General features: G+C 73.8%; 15 protein-coding genes and 2 pseudogenes. 12 read left to right on the top strand and 5 right to left on the bottom strand.

Annotated elements, in window-relative coordinates; all coding sequences use genetic code 11:
• Positions 1 to 266 precede the first annotated feature (266 nt).
• Positions 267 to 690: pseudogene (locus ACZ38L_RS19115) on the bottom strand (integrase core domain-containing protein); the annotation flags it as partial.
• A gap of 197 nt (positions 691 to 887) precedes the next feature.
• Here ACZ38L_RS19115 and ACZ38L_RS19110 point away from each other — a divergent pair.
• The gene (locus ACZ38L_RS19110; RefSeq protein WP_465694409.1) at positions 888 to 1,382 is read left to right on the top strand and encodes a transposase; all 495 of its coding nucleotides are present in this window, start codon (positions 888 to 890) and stop codon (positions 1,380 to 1,382) included.
• 42 nt (positions 1,383 to 1,424) lie between these two features.
• Here ACZ38L_RS19110 and ACZ38L_RS19105 read toward each other — a convergent pair whose 3' ends face one another.
• Together ACZ38L_RS19105 and ACZ38L_RS19100 are read right to left on the bottom strand one after the other, a co-directional pair.
• The gene (locus ACZ38L_RS19105) at positions 1,425 to 1,868 is read right to left on the bottom strand and encodes a DUF6262 family protein (protein WP_465694406.1); all 444 of its coding nucleotides are present in this window, start codon (positions 1,866 to 1,868) and stop codon (positions 1,425 to 1,427) included.
• Positions 1,858 to 2,205, bottom strand: coding sequence for a hypothetical protein (locus tag ACZ38L_RS19100; RefSeq protein WP_465694403.1), 348 nt, complete (start codon positions 2,203 to 2,205; stop codon positions 1,858 to 1,860). The genes ACZ38L_RS19105 and ACZ38L_RS19100 overlap by 11 nt, the downstream gene beginning before the upstream one ends.
• A 94-nt stretch (positions 2,206 to 2,299) precedes the next feature.
• On the opposite strand from ACZ38L_RS19100, the pseudogene ACZ38L_RS19095 reads away from it, so the two are divergent.
• The 3 genes and pseudogenes from ACZ38L_RS19095 to ACZ38L_RS19085 form a co-directional block, all read left to right on the top strand.
• Positions 2,300 to 2,446: pseudogene (locus tag ACZ38L_RS19095) on the top strand (hypothetical protein); the annotation flags it as partial.
• A gap of 130 nt (positions 2,447 to 2,576) precedes the next feature.
• A complete protein-coding gene (gene tnpC / locus ACZ38L_RS19090; protein WP_465694399.1) occupies positions 2,577 to 3,767 on the top strand; it encodes an IS66 family transposase in 1,191 nt (396 codons plus the stop codon).
• A gap of 64 nt (positions 3,768 to 3,831) precedes the next feature.
• Entirely contained in the window at positions 3,832 to 4,161 is a 330-nt protein-coding gene (locus ACZ38L_RS19085; RefSeq protein ID WP_465694397.1) for a hypothetical protein, read from the top strand.
• Positions 4,162 to 4,224: 63 nt separating this feature from the next.
• Here the strand turns inward: ACZ38L_RS19085 and ACZ38L_RS19080 are convergent, their stop codons facing one another.
• Positions 4,225 to 4,998, bottom strand: coding sequence for a GNAT family N-acetyltransferase (locus ACZ38L_RS19080; protein ID WP_465694394.1), 774 nt, complete (start codon positions 4,996 to 4,998; stop codon positions 4,225 to 4,227).
• Between the two features lie 141 nt (positions 4,999 to 5,139).
• Here ACZ38L_RS19080 and ACZ38L_RS19075 point away from each other — a divergent pair, with 141 nt between their 5' ends.
• The 4 genes from ACZ38L_RS19075 (at position 5,140) to ACZ38L_RS19060 (ending at position 11,474) form a co-directional block, all read left to right on the top strand.
• Complete coding sequence (locus tag ACZ38L_RS19075) at positions 5,140 to 6,966, top strand: APC family permease (RefSeq protein ID WP_465694390.1); 1,827 nt, start codon at positions 5,140 to 5,142, stop codon at positions 6,964 to 6,966.
• A 121-nt stretch (positions 6,967 to 7,087) separates the two neighbouring features.
• Positions 7,088 to 9,229, top strand: a complete 2,142-nt coding sequence (locus ACZ38L_RS19070; protein ID WP_465694387.1) for a GAF domain-containing SpoIIE family protein phosphatase — start codon at positions 7,088 to 7,090, stop codon at positions 9,227 to 9,229.
• A gap of 190 nt (positions 9,230 to 9,419) precedes the next feature.
• Positions 9,420 to 10,424 (top strand): helix-turn-helix domain-containing protein, encoded by a 1,005-nt coding sequence (locus tag ACZ38L_RS19065; RefSeq protein WP_465694383.1) that lies wholly within the window; start codon positions 9,420 to 9,422, stop codon positions 10,422 to 10,424.
• Between the two features lie 57 nt (positions 10,425 to 10,481).
• Positions 10,482 to 11,474 (top strand): Acg family FMN-binding oxidoreductase, encoded by a 993-nt coding sequence (locus ACZ38L_RS19060; protein WP_465694379.1) that lies wholly within the window; start codon positions 10,482 to 10,484, stop codon positions 11,472 to 11,474.
• A 12-nt stretch (positions 11,475 to 11,486) separates the two neighbouring features.
• Here the strand turns inward: ACZ38L_RS19060 and polX are convergent, their stop codons facing one another.
• Complete coding sequence (gene polX / locus ACZ38L_RS19055; RefSeq protein ID WP_465694376.1) at positions 11,487 to 13,205, bottom strand: DNA polymerase/3'-5' exonuclease PolX; 1,719 nt, start codon at positions 13,203 to 13,205, stop codon at positions 11,487 to 11,489.
• A 164-nt stretch (positions 13,206 to 13,369) separates the two neighbouring features.
• Here polX and ACZ38L_RS19050 point away from each other — a divergent pair, with 164 nt between their 5' ends.
• The 4 genes from ACZ38L_RS19050 to ACZ38L_RS19035 are packed head-to-tail and all read left to right on the top strand — an operon-like array spanning position 13,370 to position 15,642.
• Positions 13,370 to 13,534: a hypothetical protein gene (locus tag ACZ38L_RS19050; RefSeq protein WP_465694372.1), complete on the top strand. Its 165-nt coding sequence runs from the start codon at positions 13,370 to 13,372 to the stop codon at positions 13,532 to 13,534.
• Positions 13,531 to 13,743 carry a hypothetical protein gene (locus ACZ38L_RS19045; protein ID WP_465694368.1) on the top strand — a complete coding sequence of 71 codons (213 nt, stop codon included), beginning with the start codon at positions 13,531 to 13,533 and terminating at the stop codon, positions 13,741 to 13,743. The genes ACZ38L_RS19050 and ACZ38L_RS19045 overlap by 4 nt, the downstream gene beginning before the upstream one ends.
• Positions 13,744 to 13,747: 4 nt before the next feature.
• Positions 13,748 to 14,563 carry a 5'/3'-nucleotidase SurE gene (gene surE, locus ACZ38L_RS19040; RefSeq protein ID WP_465694364.1) on the top strand — a complete coding sequence of 272 codons (816 nt, stop codon included), beginning with the start codon at positions 13,748 to 13,750 and terminating at the stop codon, positions 14,561 to 14,563.
• Positions 14,560 to 15,642, top strand: a complete 1,083-nt coding sequence (locus ACZ38L_RS19035; RefSeq protein ID WP_465694359.1) for a glycosyltransferase — start codon at positions 14,560 to 14,562, stop codon at positions 15,640 to 15,642. The genes surE and ACZ38L_RS19035 overlap by 4 nt, the downstream gene beginning before the upstream one ends.
• Positions 15,643 to 15,760: the final 118 nt, after the last annotated feature.

Genomic DNA, 15,760 nt, shown 5'->3' with positions numbered 1-15,760 from the left:
GTCACCGGCGGGCGCCGTCGTCGCCACTCACCATCGCGGCCTGCGCCTGGCGTATCTACTCAACCCACGGATTCAGCCCCGCCGTATGCCCACCAACTGTCGAACCCTGGTTGAGGGGGCCGGGTTTCGAAGGAGTTGTTGAAGGCTCCAGGGGGTCCGGGGCGACTGCGGGCGGTGCCGTCATCAAACGAAGGCTTTTTGAAGATCGACGGCCGGGGCGGCGCCGTCTTCGGCGGTGTAGGTGCCAAGAACCACGTCCGTGCTGGTCACGCTGCATGTTGGTATTCGTGCAGGATGCCGCCGAGGCGGTCGTGTCGGCGGACGTCGAGGTGGGTGAGCCGGTCGGGTTCGGTGATGGGTTCGGCCAGTTGGCGGAGGGGCGCGGCGCCGGCGAGGCTGCGGTGGGGCCTGTGCGTGTTGTAGAACTGCTCGTACTCGCGTAGCGCGTGGAGTAGGTGGGCCTGGTTCCAGATGAGGGTGCGGTCGAGGAGCTCGGTTCGGCAGGATCGCACCCGCCCCCAGCCTTCGGCCGGGAGGTACCCCCAGCTCCATGATCGCGTTCATGCGCGGCATCCTGACGCCGGTCTGGACGATCTCGATTCCCTCGGCCTGCAGGACGGCGTCGAAGGTGGCCGGGTAGCGGACGTCCCGGTCCCGGATCAGGAACTTCACCCTGGTGCCCGTGTCCTGAGAAGCGATTCCCAAAGCGGACGGCACGCCTGCTGATCGAACTGTCGCGCGTGTCGACCTCGTTCGGGTGATCGGTCGCTGATCGACGCATAGAGAAAGGGCCTCCTGCACAGCTCGGTGATGTCTAGTCAACTGAGCGTCAGGAGGCCCTGGTGTCACACTGTGGCGCGCCCGCCCCGTCCTCGTCTACTTTCGGCGTGTCGCCGTGCGAATGCCTCGCCCACCAGTTCGGCAACGCCGCCGACCAGCCGGACCGCGCCCGCCGCTACACCTCCGACCTGACCGACACGGAATGGGCTCTGATCCGGCCACTACTGCCGGTCCCGGCCTGGCTGAACGGACGCGGCGGACGCCCGGAAGGGTACTGCCACCGCCAGATGTTCGATGCGGTGCGCTACCTGGTGGCCGAGGGCGTGCGCTGGGCGAGCCTGCCGGCCGACTTCCCCAAGTGGCGGGCCGTGTACCGGTTCTTCCGCCGCTGGCGCGACAACGACCTGATCAAGGAGCTGTACGGCCGGCTACGCGCCCGCCTGCGCGAGCTGGCCGGCAAGAAGGAAGAGCCCACCGCCGCGATCATCGACTCCCAGTCGGTGAAGGGCGACGCCACCGTACCCGCCGCCTCGCGCGGCTACGACGCCGGCAAGAAGATCAACGGGCGTTATCTTGAGCTCGGCTCCCTCTCAGGCTGCTGACCTGGTGCGATGTGTGGTGGACGGTGTTCATGACGCGCTCGGTCAGCAGGGTCCGATGGCGGCGGAAGATTTCTTCTTCGGCGTGTCGCGGGGGCCGGGTGGCAGGTCGGCGGTGCGTCGTTCACCGAGCGCGAGGGCGAGAGCCTCGCGCAACTCCCGGTTTTCGGCCTCCAACTGGCGGTTGCGCTCGGTGGCGACCTCCAGGCGTCGCAGCAGCGAGGCGTCGGAGGCCCGTTGCCGGTCGGGAACCGGCCGGGCTGCGGGGACGGGACGGTGCCGGGCTCGGAGGCGTTCGATCTCGGTTCTCAGGTCCGGTTGGTTGTAGAGCCAGGACCGGGAGACGCCCGCCTCGCGGGCGACGGTCTCGAAGGTGATCAGGGTGCCGGTGGCGTCCATCCGCCGCAGGGCCGAGGTCGCGCGTCGGCGGGTCGCCGCGGCTCGCTGGCGGGCCGCAGCGACGATCAGGTGGGAGTTGTCAGCCTGCATCCGCGGTCTCCTCGTGCTCGTCCTCGCCGTCTTCCAGCTCGCGGATCATCCGGTCGAGGTTGTCGGTGACCTGCTGGTTCATCTCGGCAACGCGGGTGTGGCCGCAGCTCTTCGCGTTGTCGATCAGCGTCAGGGTGCGGGTGCGCTGTTCGCGGAGCTCGGGCAGGAACTCGGGTCCGGTGAGGAAGACGGGGCAGGTCAGGCAGGCGTTGGCGTGCGGGCAGGTCTTCTGGACGGGCAGTCCGCAGTAGCCGTTGGGCAGGGTCTGGGTGGCGATGCCGTAGCGGGTCTTGGCCCACTGGGCCTGGCCGAGCGGCCCGTCAGGATCGAGGGTCACGCGTTCGCCGTTGATGTTGACCTTGGGTAACTGGTTTGGTGGTTCTGGCTCGCTGAGTTGATCTTGATGTGCTGGTAGTTGATCATTGGGTCTCGTGTCCGAGACCCCGCAACTGCCGAGCTATGCGAAACTTGCGGCGCTGGTCGGTGAGTCGCGCAGTGAACTGGCGGCGACCCGGGCGGAGCTCGCGGCGGCGCGGGCCGAGATCGCCGAGCTGCGGGCGGAGAACGCGGAGCTCAAGCGGCGACTGGGGATGAACTCGACGAACTCCTCCAAGCCGCCGTCCAGTGTCGGGCTGGCCCGCCCGGTGTCACTGCGCAAGCCGTCGAGCCGGGGTCCGGGCAAAGCCCCGTGGTGGTGCCGGGGGCGCGTTGCTGCAGGTCGCGGAGCCGGACGCGGTCGAGGTCCACGCCCCGGCCGCCTGCTCGGGCTGCACGGGCGACCTGGCCGGGTCCGAGGTCGTCTCCGTCGAGCGGCGGCAGGTCTTCGACCTGCCCGAGATCCGGCTGCGGGTGACCGAGCACCGCATCGAGCACCGTCGCTGCGCCTGCGGGCAGGTCACCGCAGCCACCGGACCAGGCGCGCCGGCGGCCCCGGCCCAGTACGGGTCCCGGATCAAGAGCCTGGCTCTCTACCTGCTCACCCGGCAACACCTTCCCTACGAGCGGTGCGCCGAACTGCTCGCCGACGTTCTCGGTGCGGACGTGGCCACCGCGACCCCGCACACCTGGGCCGGGCAGGCCGCCGACGCGGTCGCCGCGCATACCGAGGCTGTGCGCCTGCAGTTGATCGCGTGCGACGTGGTCGGCTTCGACGAGACCGGCACCCGGATCGCCGGGCGCACCTGCTGGGTGCACACCGCCTGCACGAAGTCGCTGACGCTCTACCAGGTCCACCCCAAGCGCGGCGTCCAGGCGTTCGAGGCGATGGGCGTCCTGCCCTTCTTCACCGGGACCGCGGTCCACGACGGCTGGAAACCCTACAAGACCTACACGGATGCGGTCCACGCCTTGTGCAACGCGCACCACCTGCGCGAACTCGCGGCCGTTACCGAGAACGCGCCCGCCGACCGCCCCGAGGCCTGGGCCGAGGAACTGGCCGCGCTGCTGGTGGACACCTGGGACGAGATCAAGGCGACCCGGGCCGCGCACCCCGAGGCCACCGGTTTCACCGTGGACGCCCTCGAACGCCTCGCCGCCCGCTACGAGGAGACCATCACGGCCGGGCGGGCTCTGCACCCGCCCCGTGCCCCAGGCGACCCACGACGCAAGCGGGCGAAGGCGGAGAACCCGCTCGACCGCCTCGACACCGAACGCGACCAGGTGCTCCGGTTCGCCTTCGACTGGCTCGTCCCGTTCGACAACAACACCAGTGAGCAGGCCATCCGGATGGCCAAGATCCAGCAGAAAGTCACCGGCGGCTGGCGCACGGCACAAGGGGCCGAGCGCTTCTTCGCCGTGCGCGGCTACCTCTCCACCGCCGCCAAGCAGGGCAAGAACCTGCTCGACGCCATCACCCGGCTCTTCGACGGCAGAGGCGCCTGGATCCCCACCCCGGCCTGATCACCAAATCAGTCACGAGCAGTGATCATGGCGGAGGGGTGGGCCGGGACGGCAGGATGGGGCCGTGCCGAAGAACCCGCCCGAGTCCATGCAGCACCACCTGCGCCAGCGGCTGAACACCCGCGCCGCCGAGCGCTGGCCGCAGCTGGCCCGGGTCCACGTCCACTTTCGCGCGGGATTCGCCTATGTGGAAGGTGAGTTGAAGGACGGCGAACGCCTGCCGCTGTGTCGCCTGCGCTTCGCCGGAGTCCTGCACACCTGGGGCTTCGCGCTCTACCTCGCCAGCCGAGGCGGCTACAAGGACAACGTGCTCCCCAGCGGCCTGCCCGCCGGCGCCCCCGAACAATGCCTGGACTGCGCCTGCGGCCTCTACCTCGACAGCCCGGCGGCCTGACCCCTCCACGAACTTGCGCGGAGCAGCACTGAGGGGCCGTCGGTCCGACCCGCCGGGGTCGCCTCAGCGGGCCGGACCGACCCAGTAGACGACCTCCTCGCGGACCGGGACGAAGCCCGCGGCCGCGGCGAGCGCGCGGCTGGGCTCGTTGGACCGGGGCACGGTCCAGGTCGGGATCCGGCCGCGCCGGCGGACGGTGGCGCTGACCGCCTGGACGCACAGCAGGCCGAGCCCGGCGCGGCGGAACTCCGGCACGGTCACCACCGCGACGTCCTCGTGGACCAGCCCGCGCAGGTAGCCGCCCGCGACCGACGCCAGCCGGCCCTGGACGAAGGCGCCCCAGGCGCCGCCGCCGACCAGGGCCCGGCCCGACCCCCAGGTCTCGGTGATCCACCGGAGGTCCGGTGCCAGCGCGTCGAGCCGGGCCGCGTCGGCCGGCATCAGCGGCCGCAGCCGAACACCGGGCGGCAGGGCCCGCCGCCGGGGGCGCCGCTGCTGAGTGCAGATCACCCGCACCCAGGGCGTGACCGTGCCGAAGGTCCGACCGAGCAGCGGCAGGAAGCGGTCGGGCGCGCTGAACTGGCCGCGCCCGAGCGGGGCGAGGAGCTCCGGGGGGAGCGCCAGCGGGTCGCCGCGCAGGGCGCGGTGCGAGCCGCAGTGCACCAGCGCGGCGCGCGGCGAGGTCCAGTGGCCGCCGTGTCCGCTCAGCAGGACGTGTGCGGCCAGCGCGCCGGGGCCGGGCGCCTCCGGCAGGAACCAGGGGCCGAGCAGCGGATGGCGCACGGGACGCGCGAGGACGACGGAACCCGCCGCCGAGGAGAGGGGACGGTTGGCCACCGGTCCAGTGAACCCCGTACGGCGGCCCGAGCGGGGCAGCCCTGACGGTCTTCTGGCGCCGGTACGCGTGGCCCTGACGGATCTTTGGCATCGACCGCTAACGTCGCCCTCAGCACCGGAACGGACCCGAAGGGAAGCACCATGCCTGAGAGCACCGATCCGGCGGGGGACCAGCCCGACGACGCCTCGGGCGTACGGGAGCGGGACCGGCTGACGGTCCCCCAGGGGCTGGCCGCGCTCTCCCTCGACGCGCTCGCCTCGGTGGCCTACGGGCCGGAGGCGATCGTGGTGGTGCTGGCCGTGGCGGGCGGTCACGGGCTGGGCTTCACCATGTCGGTGACGGTGGCGATCGTGGTGCTGCTGGCCGCGCTGACCTCCTCCTACCGGCAGGTGGTCGCCGCGTTCCCGAACGGCGGTGGCGCGTACGCGGTGGCCGGGCGCCATCTGGGCCGGCGGGTCAGCCTGGTCGCCGCCGCCTCGCTGATCATCGACTACGTACTGAACGTCGCGGTCTCGATCTCGGCCGGGGTGGCCGCCCTGACCTCGGCCTTCCCCTCGCTCTACGGGGAGCGGGTCTGGCTCTGCGCGCTGGTGCTGGCGCTGATCACCGGCGTCAACCTGTACGGGGTCGCCGAGTCGGCGAAGGCGCTGATCCTGCCGACCGTGGTCTTCGTGGTGGCGGTGCTCACCGTGATCGCGGTCGGGCTGCTGCGTGCGCACCCGGTCGTCCAGCCGACGCGTCCGGGCCCGGCGACCGAGACCGTCGGGCTGCTGCTCCTGCTCAAGGCCTTCGCCTCCGGCTGCGCGGCGCTGACCGGGGTGGAGGCCATCGCCAACGCGGTGCCGACCTTCCGCAGCCCCCGGGTGAAGCGTGCCCAGCGCACCGAGATCGCGTTGGGCGCCCTGCTCGGCACGATGCTGCTCGGGCTGTCCGCGCTGATCGGCCGGTTCCAGGTCGCGCCGAACCCCACCAAGACCGTGCTCGCCCAGCTCACCGAAGCGGCCCTCGGGCACAACGCGGCCTTCTACGTCGTCCAGTTCGCCACCATGGCGCTGCTGGCGCTGGCGGCCAACACCTCCTTCGGCGGCATGCCGGTGCTGACCTCGCTGCTGGCCCGGGACCACCACGCGCCGCACGTGTTCGCGCTGCGCGCGGACCGGCAGGTCTACCGGCACGGGGTGCTGGTGCTGGCGGGGGCGGCGCTGGTGCTGCTGGTCGGCGCCAGGGGCGACACCCAGGCGCTGGTGCCGGTCTTCGCGATCGGCGTGTTCATCGGCTTCACGCTCTCCCAGATCGGGATGGTCCGGCACTGGTGGATCGAACGCGGGTCGGGTTGGCAGGGGCGCGCGGTGCTGAACGGGCTGGGCGCGGTGCTGACCGCGGCGGCGACCGTGATCGAGCTGGTCGCGAAGTTCGACAAGGGCGGCTGGCTGGTCTTCCTCGCGGTCGCGGTGCTGGTGCTGCTGTTCGAGTCGATCCACCGCACCTACCAGCGGATCGGCCGCGGGCTGCACGTCGGCGAGGTGCCCGGGCCGCCGCGGGAACGCCGCTCGCTGGTCGTCGTCCCGGTCGGCGCGGTCAACCTGCTCACCCGGGAGGCGCTCAGCGCCGCGCTGTCGCTCGGTGACGAGGTCCGCGCCGTCACCGTGGCGCACCCGGAGGACGTGGACGCGGCGAGCAGCGAGCGGATGCGGCAGGCGTGGGAGGAGTGGCACCCGGACGTCCCCCTGACCGTGCTCACCAGCCGTACCCGCTCGCTGACCCGGCCGATCGTGGACTACCTGCGCCGGCTGTCCGAGCTGGACGAGCACGACCGGCTGGTGGTGCTGATCCCGGAGATGCAGCTGCCCCGCCCCTGGCAGCGCCTGCTGCAGAACCAGCGCGGCGCGGTGCTGGACCGTGCGATCCGGCGCTACACCGACGTGGTGATCTGCCGGCTGCGCTTCCGCGTCGACATCCCACGCTGAACGGTCCGCACCGAACGGTCCCGGGCGCTCGGCCCACGGCGGGACACGGGCCACCCGGACGGGTCAGTATGGGTACAAGCCCGTGCGGGTGCACCGCGCCGGCCCGAATGAGGTGGTTGTGGTGAGCACGTCACGGCCTGCGGCTTCGCGACTCGGACCCAGGGGGTCCGAGCCGGCGGCCGAGAACCACCTCGACGCGGTGGCGGAGACGCTGCGATCGGCCGCCGACCGGCTCGGCACGCACATGGGCGGGTGCTACCTGCTGTCGGACGACGGGCAACTGCTCGAACTGACGATGACGCTCGGGGCCGCCCGCCAGTTCACCAGGGGCTGGCAGCACGTGGGCGTGGCCGCGCCGATCCCGGTGGCCGACGCGGTGCGCGACGGCCGAGTGGTCTGGGTGGGCGGCGCGGAGGAGATGGCCCGCCGGTACCCGCGGGTCGCGGTCGCCATGCCGTACGCGTTCTCGCTGGTGGCCGCGCCGGTGGAGGCGCAGCGCGGCACGCTCGGGGCCGTCTTCTTCATCTGGCCGGCCTCGCATCCCGCCGAGCTGTCACCCTCCGAGCGGCACGGGCTCTCGATGGTCACCTCCCAGCTGGCCGAGGTGCTGGTACGGGCGGCCGCGGTGGGCCGGCCGATCCGCCCGGGCGCGCGGCCCGCGACCACCGCCGCGCGCAGCGCCGACGACCCGCTCACCGCGATGATGACCCGGCTGCCCGAGGGCATGTGCGGCATCGGCCTGGACGGCCGGCTGGCCGCCGTCACCCCGACCGCGGCCGAACTGCTCGGGGAGCCGGTCGAGTTGCTGCTGGGGACCAAGCCGTGGGTGGCGCTGCCCTGGCTGCGCGATCCGGTCTACGAGTACAGCTACCGGGCGGCGGTGATGAGCGGGGAGCCGACGTCGTTCGTGGCGCTGCGACCGCCGGACCGCTGGCTCTCCTTCGAGCTCTTCCCGGACGCCGCCGGCCTCACCGTGCGGGTCTCCGCCGCCGAGGTCGGCGAGCACGAGGTGCCCGCCCCGGAGGCGCCCGCCGAGCCGGCCGCGCACACCCGGCCCGGCGCGCTGTACCACATCCTGCACCTCGCCACCGCGCTGACCGAGGCCGTCACCGTGCAGGACGTGGTGAGCATGGTCTCCGAGCAGATCGTGCCGGCCTTCGGTGGCCAGGCCGTCGCGGTGCTGATGGCCGAGAGCGGCCGGCTGCGGATCGTCGGCCACCGCGGCTATCCGCCCGGCCTGGTCGACCAGTTCGACGGCACCTCGCTCACCGAGTCCACCCCCGGCGTCCAGGCCTCGACCAACCCGGTACCGGCCTTCTTCGAGAGCCGCGCGGAGCTGGAGCGGCTCTACGCCGGCCGCCGGGAGACCCAGGACGGCATGGCCAGCTGGGCCTACCTGCCGCTGGTGACCTCGGGCCGGCTGATCGGCACCTGCGTACTCGCGTTCGCCGAGCCGCACCGTTTCACCGTGGGTGAACGCGCCGTCCTCACCTCGCTCGGCGGCCTGATCGCCCAGGCGCTGGACCGCGCCCGGCTGTACGACACCAAGCTCGGCCTCGCCCACGGCCTGCAGGACATCCTGCTGCCGCACGCGCTGCCCGTCGTCCCGGGCCTGGAGGCGACCGCCCGCTACCTGCCGGGCACCGAGGGGATGGACATCGGCGGCGACTTCTACGACATCATCCGGGTCGACCGCGGCACGGTGGCCATCGTCATCGGCGACGTCCAGGGCCACAACGTGAACGCCGCCGCCCTGATGGGCCAGATCCGCACCGCCGTCCGCGCCTTCGCGACGGCCGACGCCGACCCCAGCACCGTGCTCGCCCGCACCAACCTGCTGCTCTTCGACCTGGGCACCACCCTGCTCGCCAGCTGCGCCTACCTGCGGGTCGACCTGGCCAGCAGGGCCGCCTGGCTGGCCGATGCCGGACACCCCGCGCCGCTGCTGCGCGGCCCCGACGGTCGGGTGAGCCTGGTGCAGCCGCGCAGCGGCCTGGTGCTGAACGTCGAGCCCACCGCCGAGTACCCGCAGACCGGCATCGGCCTGCCGATCGGCAGCACGCTGGTGCTCTACACCGACGGGCTGATCGAGACGCCCGGTGGCGACCTGGACCAGGCGGTGGCCGGCCTCGGCGCCACGCTGGCCCGGCACGGTGACGAGCCGCTCGACCAGCTGGCCGACGCGCTGCTCGGCCGCGCCGAGCGGGCCGAGCACCGCACCGACGACATCGCGCTGCTGGTGGTCCGATCCGTCCCGGGCTGACCGGGCGGGGCAGGAATCCGGCATCAGCCGGGCGAAGAGGGCGCCGACCAGCTCGCGCGCGTACGCCGGCGCGGGGCTCGCCCCGTGCGAGTGGTCGCGGGCGGAGGGATGCTGGCAGCGGATGGGAACCGGTGTCCGACGGTTCTCAGGAGGCCGGGCCCGCTGCGGCGTGCGTACCCGAGGAGGAGCCATGAGCCAGAGCAGACCGTCCCCGCACCGGGGCGCCGAGCGGGCCATGGGCCGCGAGCTGACCGCACTGGCGAGGGCGGCGGTCGAGGAGATGACCCAGCACGGCCTGACCAGGGAGGCGGCGATCGAGGAGGCCCGGCGGTCGCTGCCGTTCGGCTCCCGCCACGACCCGCGCGAGATCGGCTGCTGGATCGACGCCGAGCTCCCCTCGGCCGACCGGCCCCCGGCACCGGTCCCCGCCGCGCCCGGTACGCATGGCGCGCCGGCCGAACCGGTCGAGCCCGCCGAACCGGTCAAGCCGGCCGAACCGGTCAAGCCGGCCGAACCGGTCAAGCCGGCCGAACCGGTCAAGCCGGCCGAACCGGCCGACCCCGGCGACCTCGGCCGGCGGGTTCTCGCGCTGCGCGAGCGGCTGGGCCTGAGCCGGGAGGAGGTCGCCGGCCGGGCCGGCATGGCCCCCGCCTACCTGGAGTACCTGGAGACCAAGCCGGCCGTGGTGGAAGGTGGCGCGCTGCTGCGCCTGGCGGGGGCGCTGGAGACCAGCGAGGCGGAACTGCTGGGCGGCGGCGTCGATCTGCCCCCGGGCCGGGCGCCGGCGGCCGGGCACCCGTCGCTGCGGGAGCTGGATCCGGCCGAGTGCTGGGGCCGGCTGGCGGACCGCGGCGTGGGCCGGGTGGCGTACGCGACCATGCAGGGCCCGGTCGTCCTGCCGGTGAACTACCGGGTCACGGGCCGGTCGCTGTACTACCGGACGGCGGAGGGCAGTGTGACCGCCCGGGCGGCTGACCACCGGATCGCCATCGAGGTGGACCACCTGGACGAGGCACTGGGTCATGCCTGGAGCGTGCTGGTGACCGGCCAGGCCGAGCGGGTCCCGGCGACCGAGCGGGGCGTCGCGGACGCCGCCCCGGACGAGCCCGGCCCGCTGCCCTGGGCCCCCGGGGAGCGCGACGTCTGGATCCGGCTGGACGTCGAACGGATCAGTGGCCGCGCGATCACCGGCTGACCGGCACGATGGAATCAGGGAGGCGCTCGGCACCGACCGACCGGTGAGGAGGCCGTCATGATCACCTCGGGACTCGACGCCGCGACCCTGGAAGAGCTGGTCTCCGCCGCGATCGCCGCGCCGTCGATGCACAACACCCAGCCCTGGCGCTACCGGTACCGTCCCGAGACCACCACCCTGGAGGTCCGCGCGGTCCCGCAGCCGGATCTCGCGGTCACCGACCCGGAGCAGCGGGGTCTCCACCTGTCGGTCGGTGCCGCGCTGTTCAACCTGCGGCTGGCGGTGCGGCGGCTGGGCAGGGAGCCGGTGGTCCACCTGCTGCCCCGGGCGCCCGAGCCGGACCTGCTCGCCTGGGTCCGGCTGGCCGGACCGGTCCGCCTCGATCCGGGGCGCTCGGAGCTCTACGAGGCGATCTGGCGCCGGCACAGCAGCCGGCTGCCCTACCTCGACCGGCCGATCCCGGCGCCGCTGCTGGAGGAGCTGACCGAGGCCGCCGAGGCGGAGGGCGCGCGGCTGGAGCTGCCGGGGGAGCGCGAGATCCGTCACCTGCTGTCACTCACCCGGGAGGCCGAGCGACGCACCGTCGCCGATCCGCGCCGCCGCCACGAGAGCCGTCAGGCGATCCAGCGTCCCGGGTCCGGCCCGCGCGGGATCCCGGACGAGGCACTCGGCCCGCAGGACGCCGAGGGGCACTTCCCGGTCCGCGACTTCGCCGCCCTGGACCCCGCCGGACACCGGTCGCCGCTCCCGTTCGAGGCACACCCCCGGGTAGCGGTGCTCTCCACCCAGCACGACGCACCGGCCGACTGGTTGCGCGCCGGCCAGGCGCTGGAGCGCGTCCTGCTGCTCGCCACCGCGCGCGGCCTGCGCACCTCGCTGCTGCACCAGGCGCTGGAGTGGTACGACCTGCGCTGGGCGATGCGCGATCCGCACCGCGGCCCGGGCACCGTGCAGATGCTGATCCGGCTCGGCTACGGTCCGGAGGGTGCCCCGACCCCGCGGGCGGCCGCCGCCGACGTGCTGGACACCGACCCGGAGGCGCCGGCCTGAGGTCCCGGCCCGTCACCGGTCGTGCAGGAAGCGCCGCAACCGGCTCCACGGCCAGGTGTTGATCACGTCGTCGCCGCCGAGCCAGCCGCGCTGGGCCGTCCCGATCCCGTAGCGCTGGTTGTCCAGCTGGAGCGTCGAGTGGGCGTCGCTGTCGATCGCGAACCGCACGCCGTGCCGCTTGGCCCGGGCCACCGCCTCGTCGCCCAGGTCGAGCCGCTCCGGCGCGGAGTTGATCTCCAGCGCGGTGTCGGTGCGCGCGCAGGCCCGGAAGACGGCGTCGAGGTCGACGTCCAGGCCGCCGCGCCGGCCGAGCAGCCGGGTGGTCGGGTGGCCGATGACGTGCACGTGGGGGTTCTCGCAGGCCCGCACCAGGCGTCGGGTCTGGGCGGCCCGCCCGGCCCTGAAGTGGGAGTGCACGGAGGCCACGCACAGGTCGAAGCCGGCCAGCACGTCGGCCGGCCAGTCGACCCCGCCGTCCGGGTCGATGTTGAGCTCGGTGCCGTGCAACAGCCGCATCCCGCGGTGGCTCGGGCCCAGCTCGCGCAGTCGGCTCCGCTGGGCCAGCATCTTCTCCTCGGTCATCCGCTGCATCGCGAGGTTCGGCGCGTGGTCGGTGACCGCGTAGTACGCGTAGCCGCGGGCCGCCGCCGCATCCAGCATCTCCTCCAGCGACGCGACGCCGTCGGTGAGGTCGGTGTGGGTGTGCAGGTCGCCGCGCAGGTCGGCCTCCTCGACCAGGTCGGGAAGCTCCCCGCGCTGGGCGGCCTGGATCTCGCCGCGGTCCTCGCGCAGGGTGGGCGGGATCCACGGGAGCCCGAGCGCCGCGTAGACCTCCTGCTCGGTCCCGGAGGCGATCCGGGCGCCGCTCCCCACCTCGAACAGGCCGTACTCGGAGAGTTTCAGACCGGCCTTCACGGCCATCGTGCGCAGCCGGACGTTGTGCGCCTTGGAGCCGGTGAAGTAGAGCAGGGCGGCACCCCAGTCCTCGGGCGGGACCACCCGCAGATCGACCTGGAGGCCGGCGGTGGTGCGGATCGACGTCTTGGTGGTGCCGTGCACCAGGACGTCGGCGGCGTCGGGGAGTGCCGTGAAGGCGGCCATCAGCGGGTCGGAGTCCTCGGCCGCCGCCAGGATGTCCAGGTCGCCGACGGTCTCCCGGAACCGCCGCAGCGAGCCGGCCGGTTCGCACCGCACACAGCCGGGCACGGCACCGAGCGTGGCCGTGATCTCGGCGGCCGTCGCCGTGGCGACGTCCAGGCGGACCCGGCCGCCGGTCCTCCGCAGCAGGTCGAGCCCGTGCAGGATGTTCTCCGCGGTCCGCTCGCCGAAGCCGGGGACGTCGTTCAGCCGTTCCGCCCTGATCGCCTCGCGCAGTTCGGCCGGCGAGGTGATCCGCAGGTCCCGGTAGAGCGCGCCGGCCTTCTTCGGCCCGACGGTGGGGATCGCCATGATCTGCCGGACACCGGCGGGCACCTGTGCCCGCAGCGCCTCCACGGCCTGGATACTGCCGGTGTTCCGGTACTCGTCGATCTTGTCGGCGATCGACTTGCCGACGTTGGGGATCTCGCGCAGTTCCTTGGCGTCCAGGCCCGCGAGGTCCGCCGGGTGGCCGCCGACCGAGCGGGCCGCCTTCTCGTAGGCGCGTGCCCGGTAGGCGTCGCCACCAGTGATCGACAGCAGGTCGGCGTACTCCTGGAGAAGCGCCTCGACCTGCTCGTTGAGCCGTGCCATACGTCCATGGTGGCCCGGACGGTGGTGGCCGCGCACCAGCTCCGTGCTGCCCGGGCCGTCCGGCCCCTGCCGTGGGTGCGAGGCGGCCGCAGCGCGGTGGGCGGTGGGCGGATGTCCGGAATTCACCTTTGCTCCCGCCGCCGTGCTCGGTGACGATTCCGGGGGTGGCCTGCTGGGTCCGTCGGCCGGCACCACGTGCACCAGGGCAGGAGGACTTCCGCGGCTTCCGCGTCGAACCCGGTCCGCGGGACGTGCTCGACCGGTTCGACCGGCTGCCGCCCGAGCAGCCGGGCTTCACCCGCTCTCTCCCCGAGGAGTCGCACCCGTGACCGCTCCCGCAGACTGGCGCAGCCCCGGCCCGACCCCCACCGGGGGCCCGCTGGTCGACACCTCCGGCCGGGTCGCCGGTGACCCGCACGTCCTTGTCGTCGGAGGGTGCGATCCGCGGTGGGCGCCGCGGCCCGAGTGGCCCGGGCGCGGGATCAGCCGTCCCGACCCCGTCCGGCCCGCCCACGGCACGTCGATGATCGGTGGGTAGTCCGATGCCGGTCAGGCGGCCGCGGGTGCTGGTCACCAACGACGACGGCGTGGCGGCGGAGGGCCTGCGCCGGCTGGCGGCCTTCGCACTGGAGCAGGGCCTGGACGTGGTGGTGGCGGCCCCGGAGAGCGAGGCCAGCGGCAGTGGGACCAGCCGGGCGGTGCCGGCGGGCGGCCTGGTCCGGGTGGATCCGGTCAACCTGCCCGGTCTGCCGGGGATTTCCGCCCACGCGGTGGCCGGCCCGCCCGCGCTGATCGTCACGGCGGCCTGCCAGGGGATCTTCGGTGCCCCACCGGAGTTGGTGCTCTCCGGTATCAACCCCGGTGCCAACGTGGGGAATTCGGTGCTGCACTCGGGTACGGTCGGCGCGGTGCTCACCGCGGCGCGGTACGGTTGCCCGGGGGTGGCGGTCTCGATCGACACCGGTGCCGAACTCCACTGGCAGACCGTCCTGGTGGCGCTGGAGCGGGTGCTCCCGGTGGTGCTGCCGGGCAGTCGGGTCCGGGACCGGCCGCCGGTGGTGCTCAACGTCAACGCGCCCGCGTTGCCGCCCGACGAGCTGCGCGGGATCCGTGCGGTCGGGCCCGGCGGCGAACCGGCGGTCCGCTTCTCGACCGCCCGGGTCGACTCCGGTTCCTTCCAGATCTCCTACCGGGCGGTGGCGCCGGCTGGTTCCGGCGGCGACGTCGGCGCGCTGGCCGCCGGTTACGCGACGGTGACCGCGCTGAGGACGGTCCAGGAGGACCTCGAAGTGCCGCTGCCGGTACCGAGGTTCGTCCCCGGTCACAGCCGGCGGCACCCGGACGGGGTGCCCGGATGACCGGGCGGGTGGTCTCGTTCGCCTGGGGACGCGGTCTCGGCCACGTCTCCCGGCTGATCGCGATCCACACCGAGCTGCGCGCGCTGGGCTGGGATTCGCTCTTCCTGACCGAGCGGGAGCAGCGACTCACCACCGACCACGGCTTCGCCCAGGTGGTGGTCCCCACCGACGCCGACAGCCCGGTCGGCGAGCTGCTGCCGGGCACCGGGCCGGCCGTCGACCACCGGCTGGCGCAGGCACTGGTCGCCCAGGTGCTGACGGCCGAGGACGTCGTGCTGCACGACGACACCGTGGAACGGGAGCTGTACCAGCGAGCGGCCCGGCTCGGCTGCCCGCAGTTCCTGGTGCACCGCTTCCGGCGGAACCGGCTCGACCCGGCGGCCTGGGTGGCGCGGCACGCCCCGGCGATCGAGCGGGTCTACCTGCTGGGCGAGCCGGGGCGCGAGGAGATCGCGCACGGGGTGCGCCTGAGCGGGATCCCGCACGTGGTCCGGCGGCCGCTGGACACCCGCTCGCCCTGGCGGACGGGCACCGGGGAGCCGCGGATCGCGGTGGTGGCGGGTGGCGGCGGCCACCGGGACGCCGCCGGATTCCTGGACGCCGGGCTGCGGGCGGTCCGACTGTACGGTCGGCGGCACGACCCGCGGCCGGTCGACCTCCTGGTGCTCACCGGGCCGAACTTCCGGGGCGCGGTCACGGTGCCACCGGGCCTGGCCGGACCGGTACGGGTGCTTCCGTACCTCGGCCCCGGCTACGACGTCTACCGGCACGCCACGGCCGCCATCACCCACGCCGGCTACAACACCGTCCAGGAGCTGGCCCGGTCCGGCGTGCCGGCGGTGGTGGTACCGGGCGTGCGCGACTTCGACGACCAGCGGGTGCACCTGCGGGCCGCCAGCGGGCGGCTCAACGCGATGGTGGTGGCGGCCGAGCCGGGGGTGATGGCGCAGGCGCTGTTCCTGGTGCTGCGGGCCGGCCGTCGCGCGCCGGCGGCCGACCCGCCCGAGCCCGGCGGCGCGGTCTGGATCGCCCGCGACCTCACCGCCCCGCCGCGTCGGGCCGGCGCGCGGTTGGGTTGAGGCCGTCGCCGAGACGTCGCAGGGGCCCGGGGGGGGGGGGGGGGGGGGGGGGGGGGGGGGGAGGCGGGGGGGGGGGGGGGGGGGGGGGGGGGGGGGGGGGGGGGGTGTGGGGGCTTCG

Source organism: Kitasatospora sp. NPDC024654, from assembly GCF_055559155.1.
The sequence above is the reverse complement of the archived record's forward strand: the minus strand, read 5'-3'. Positions and strand labels throughout refer to the sequence as shown.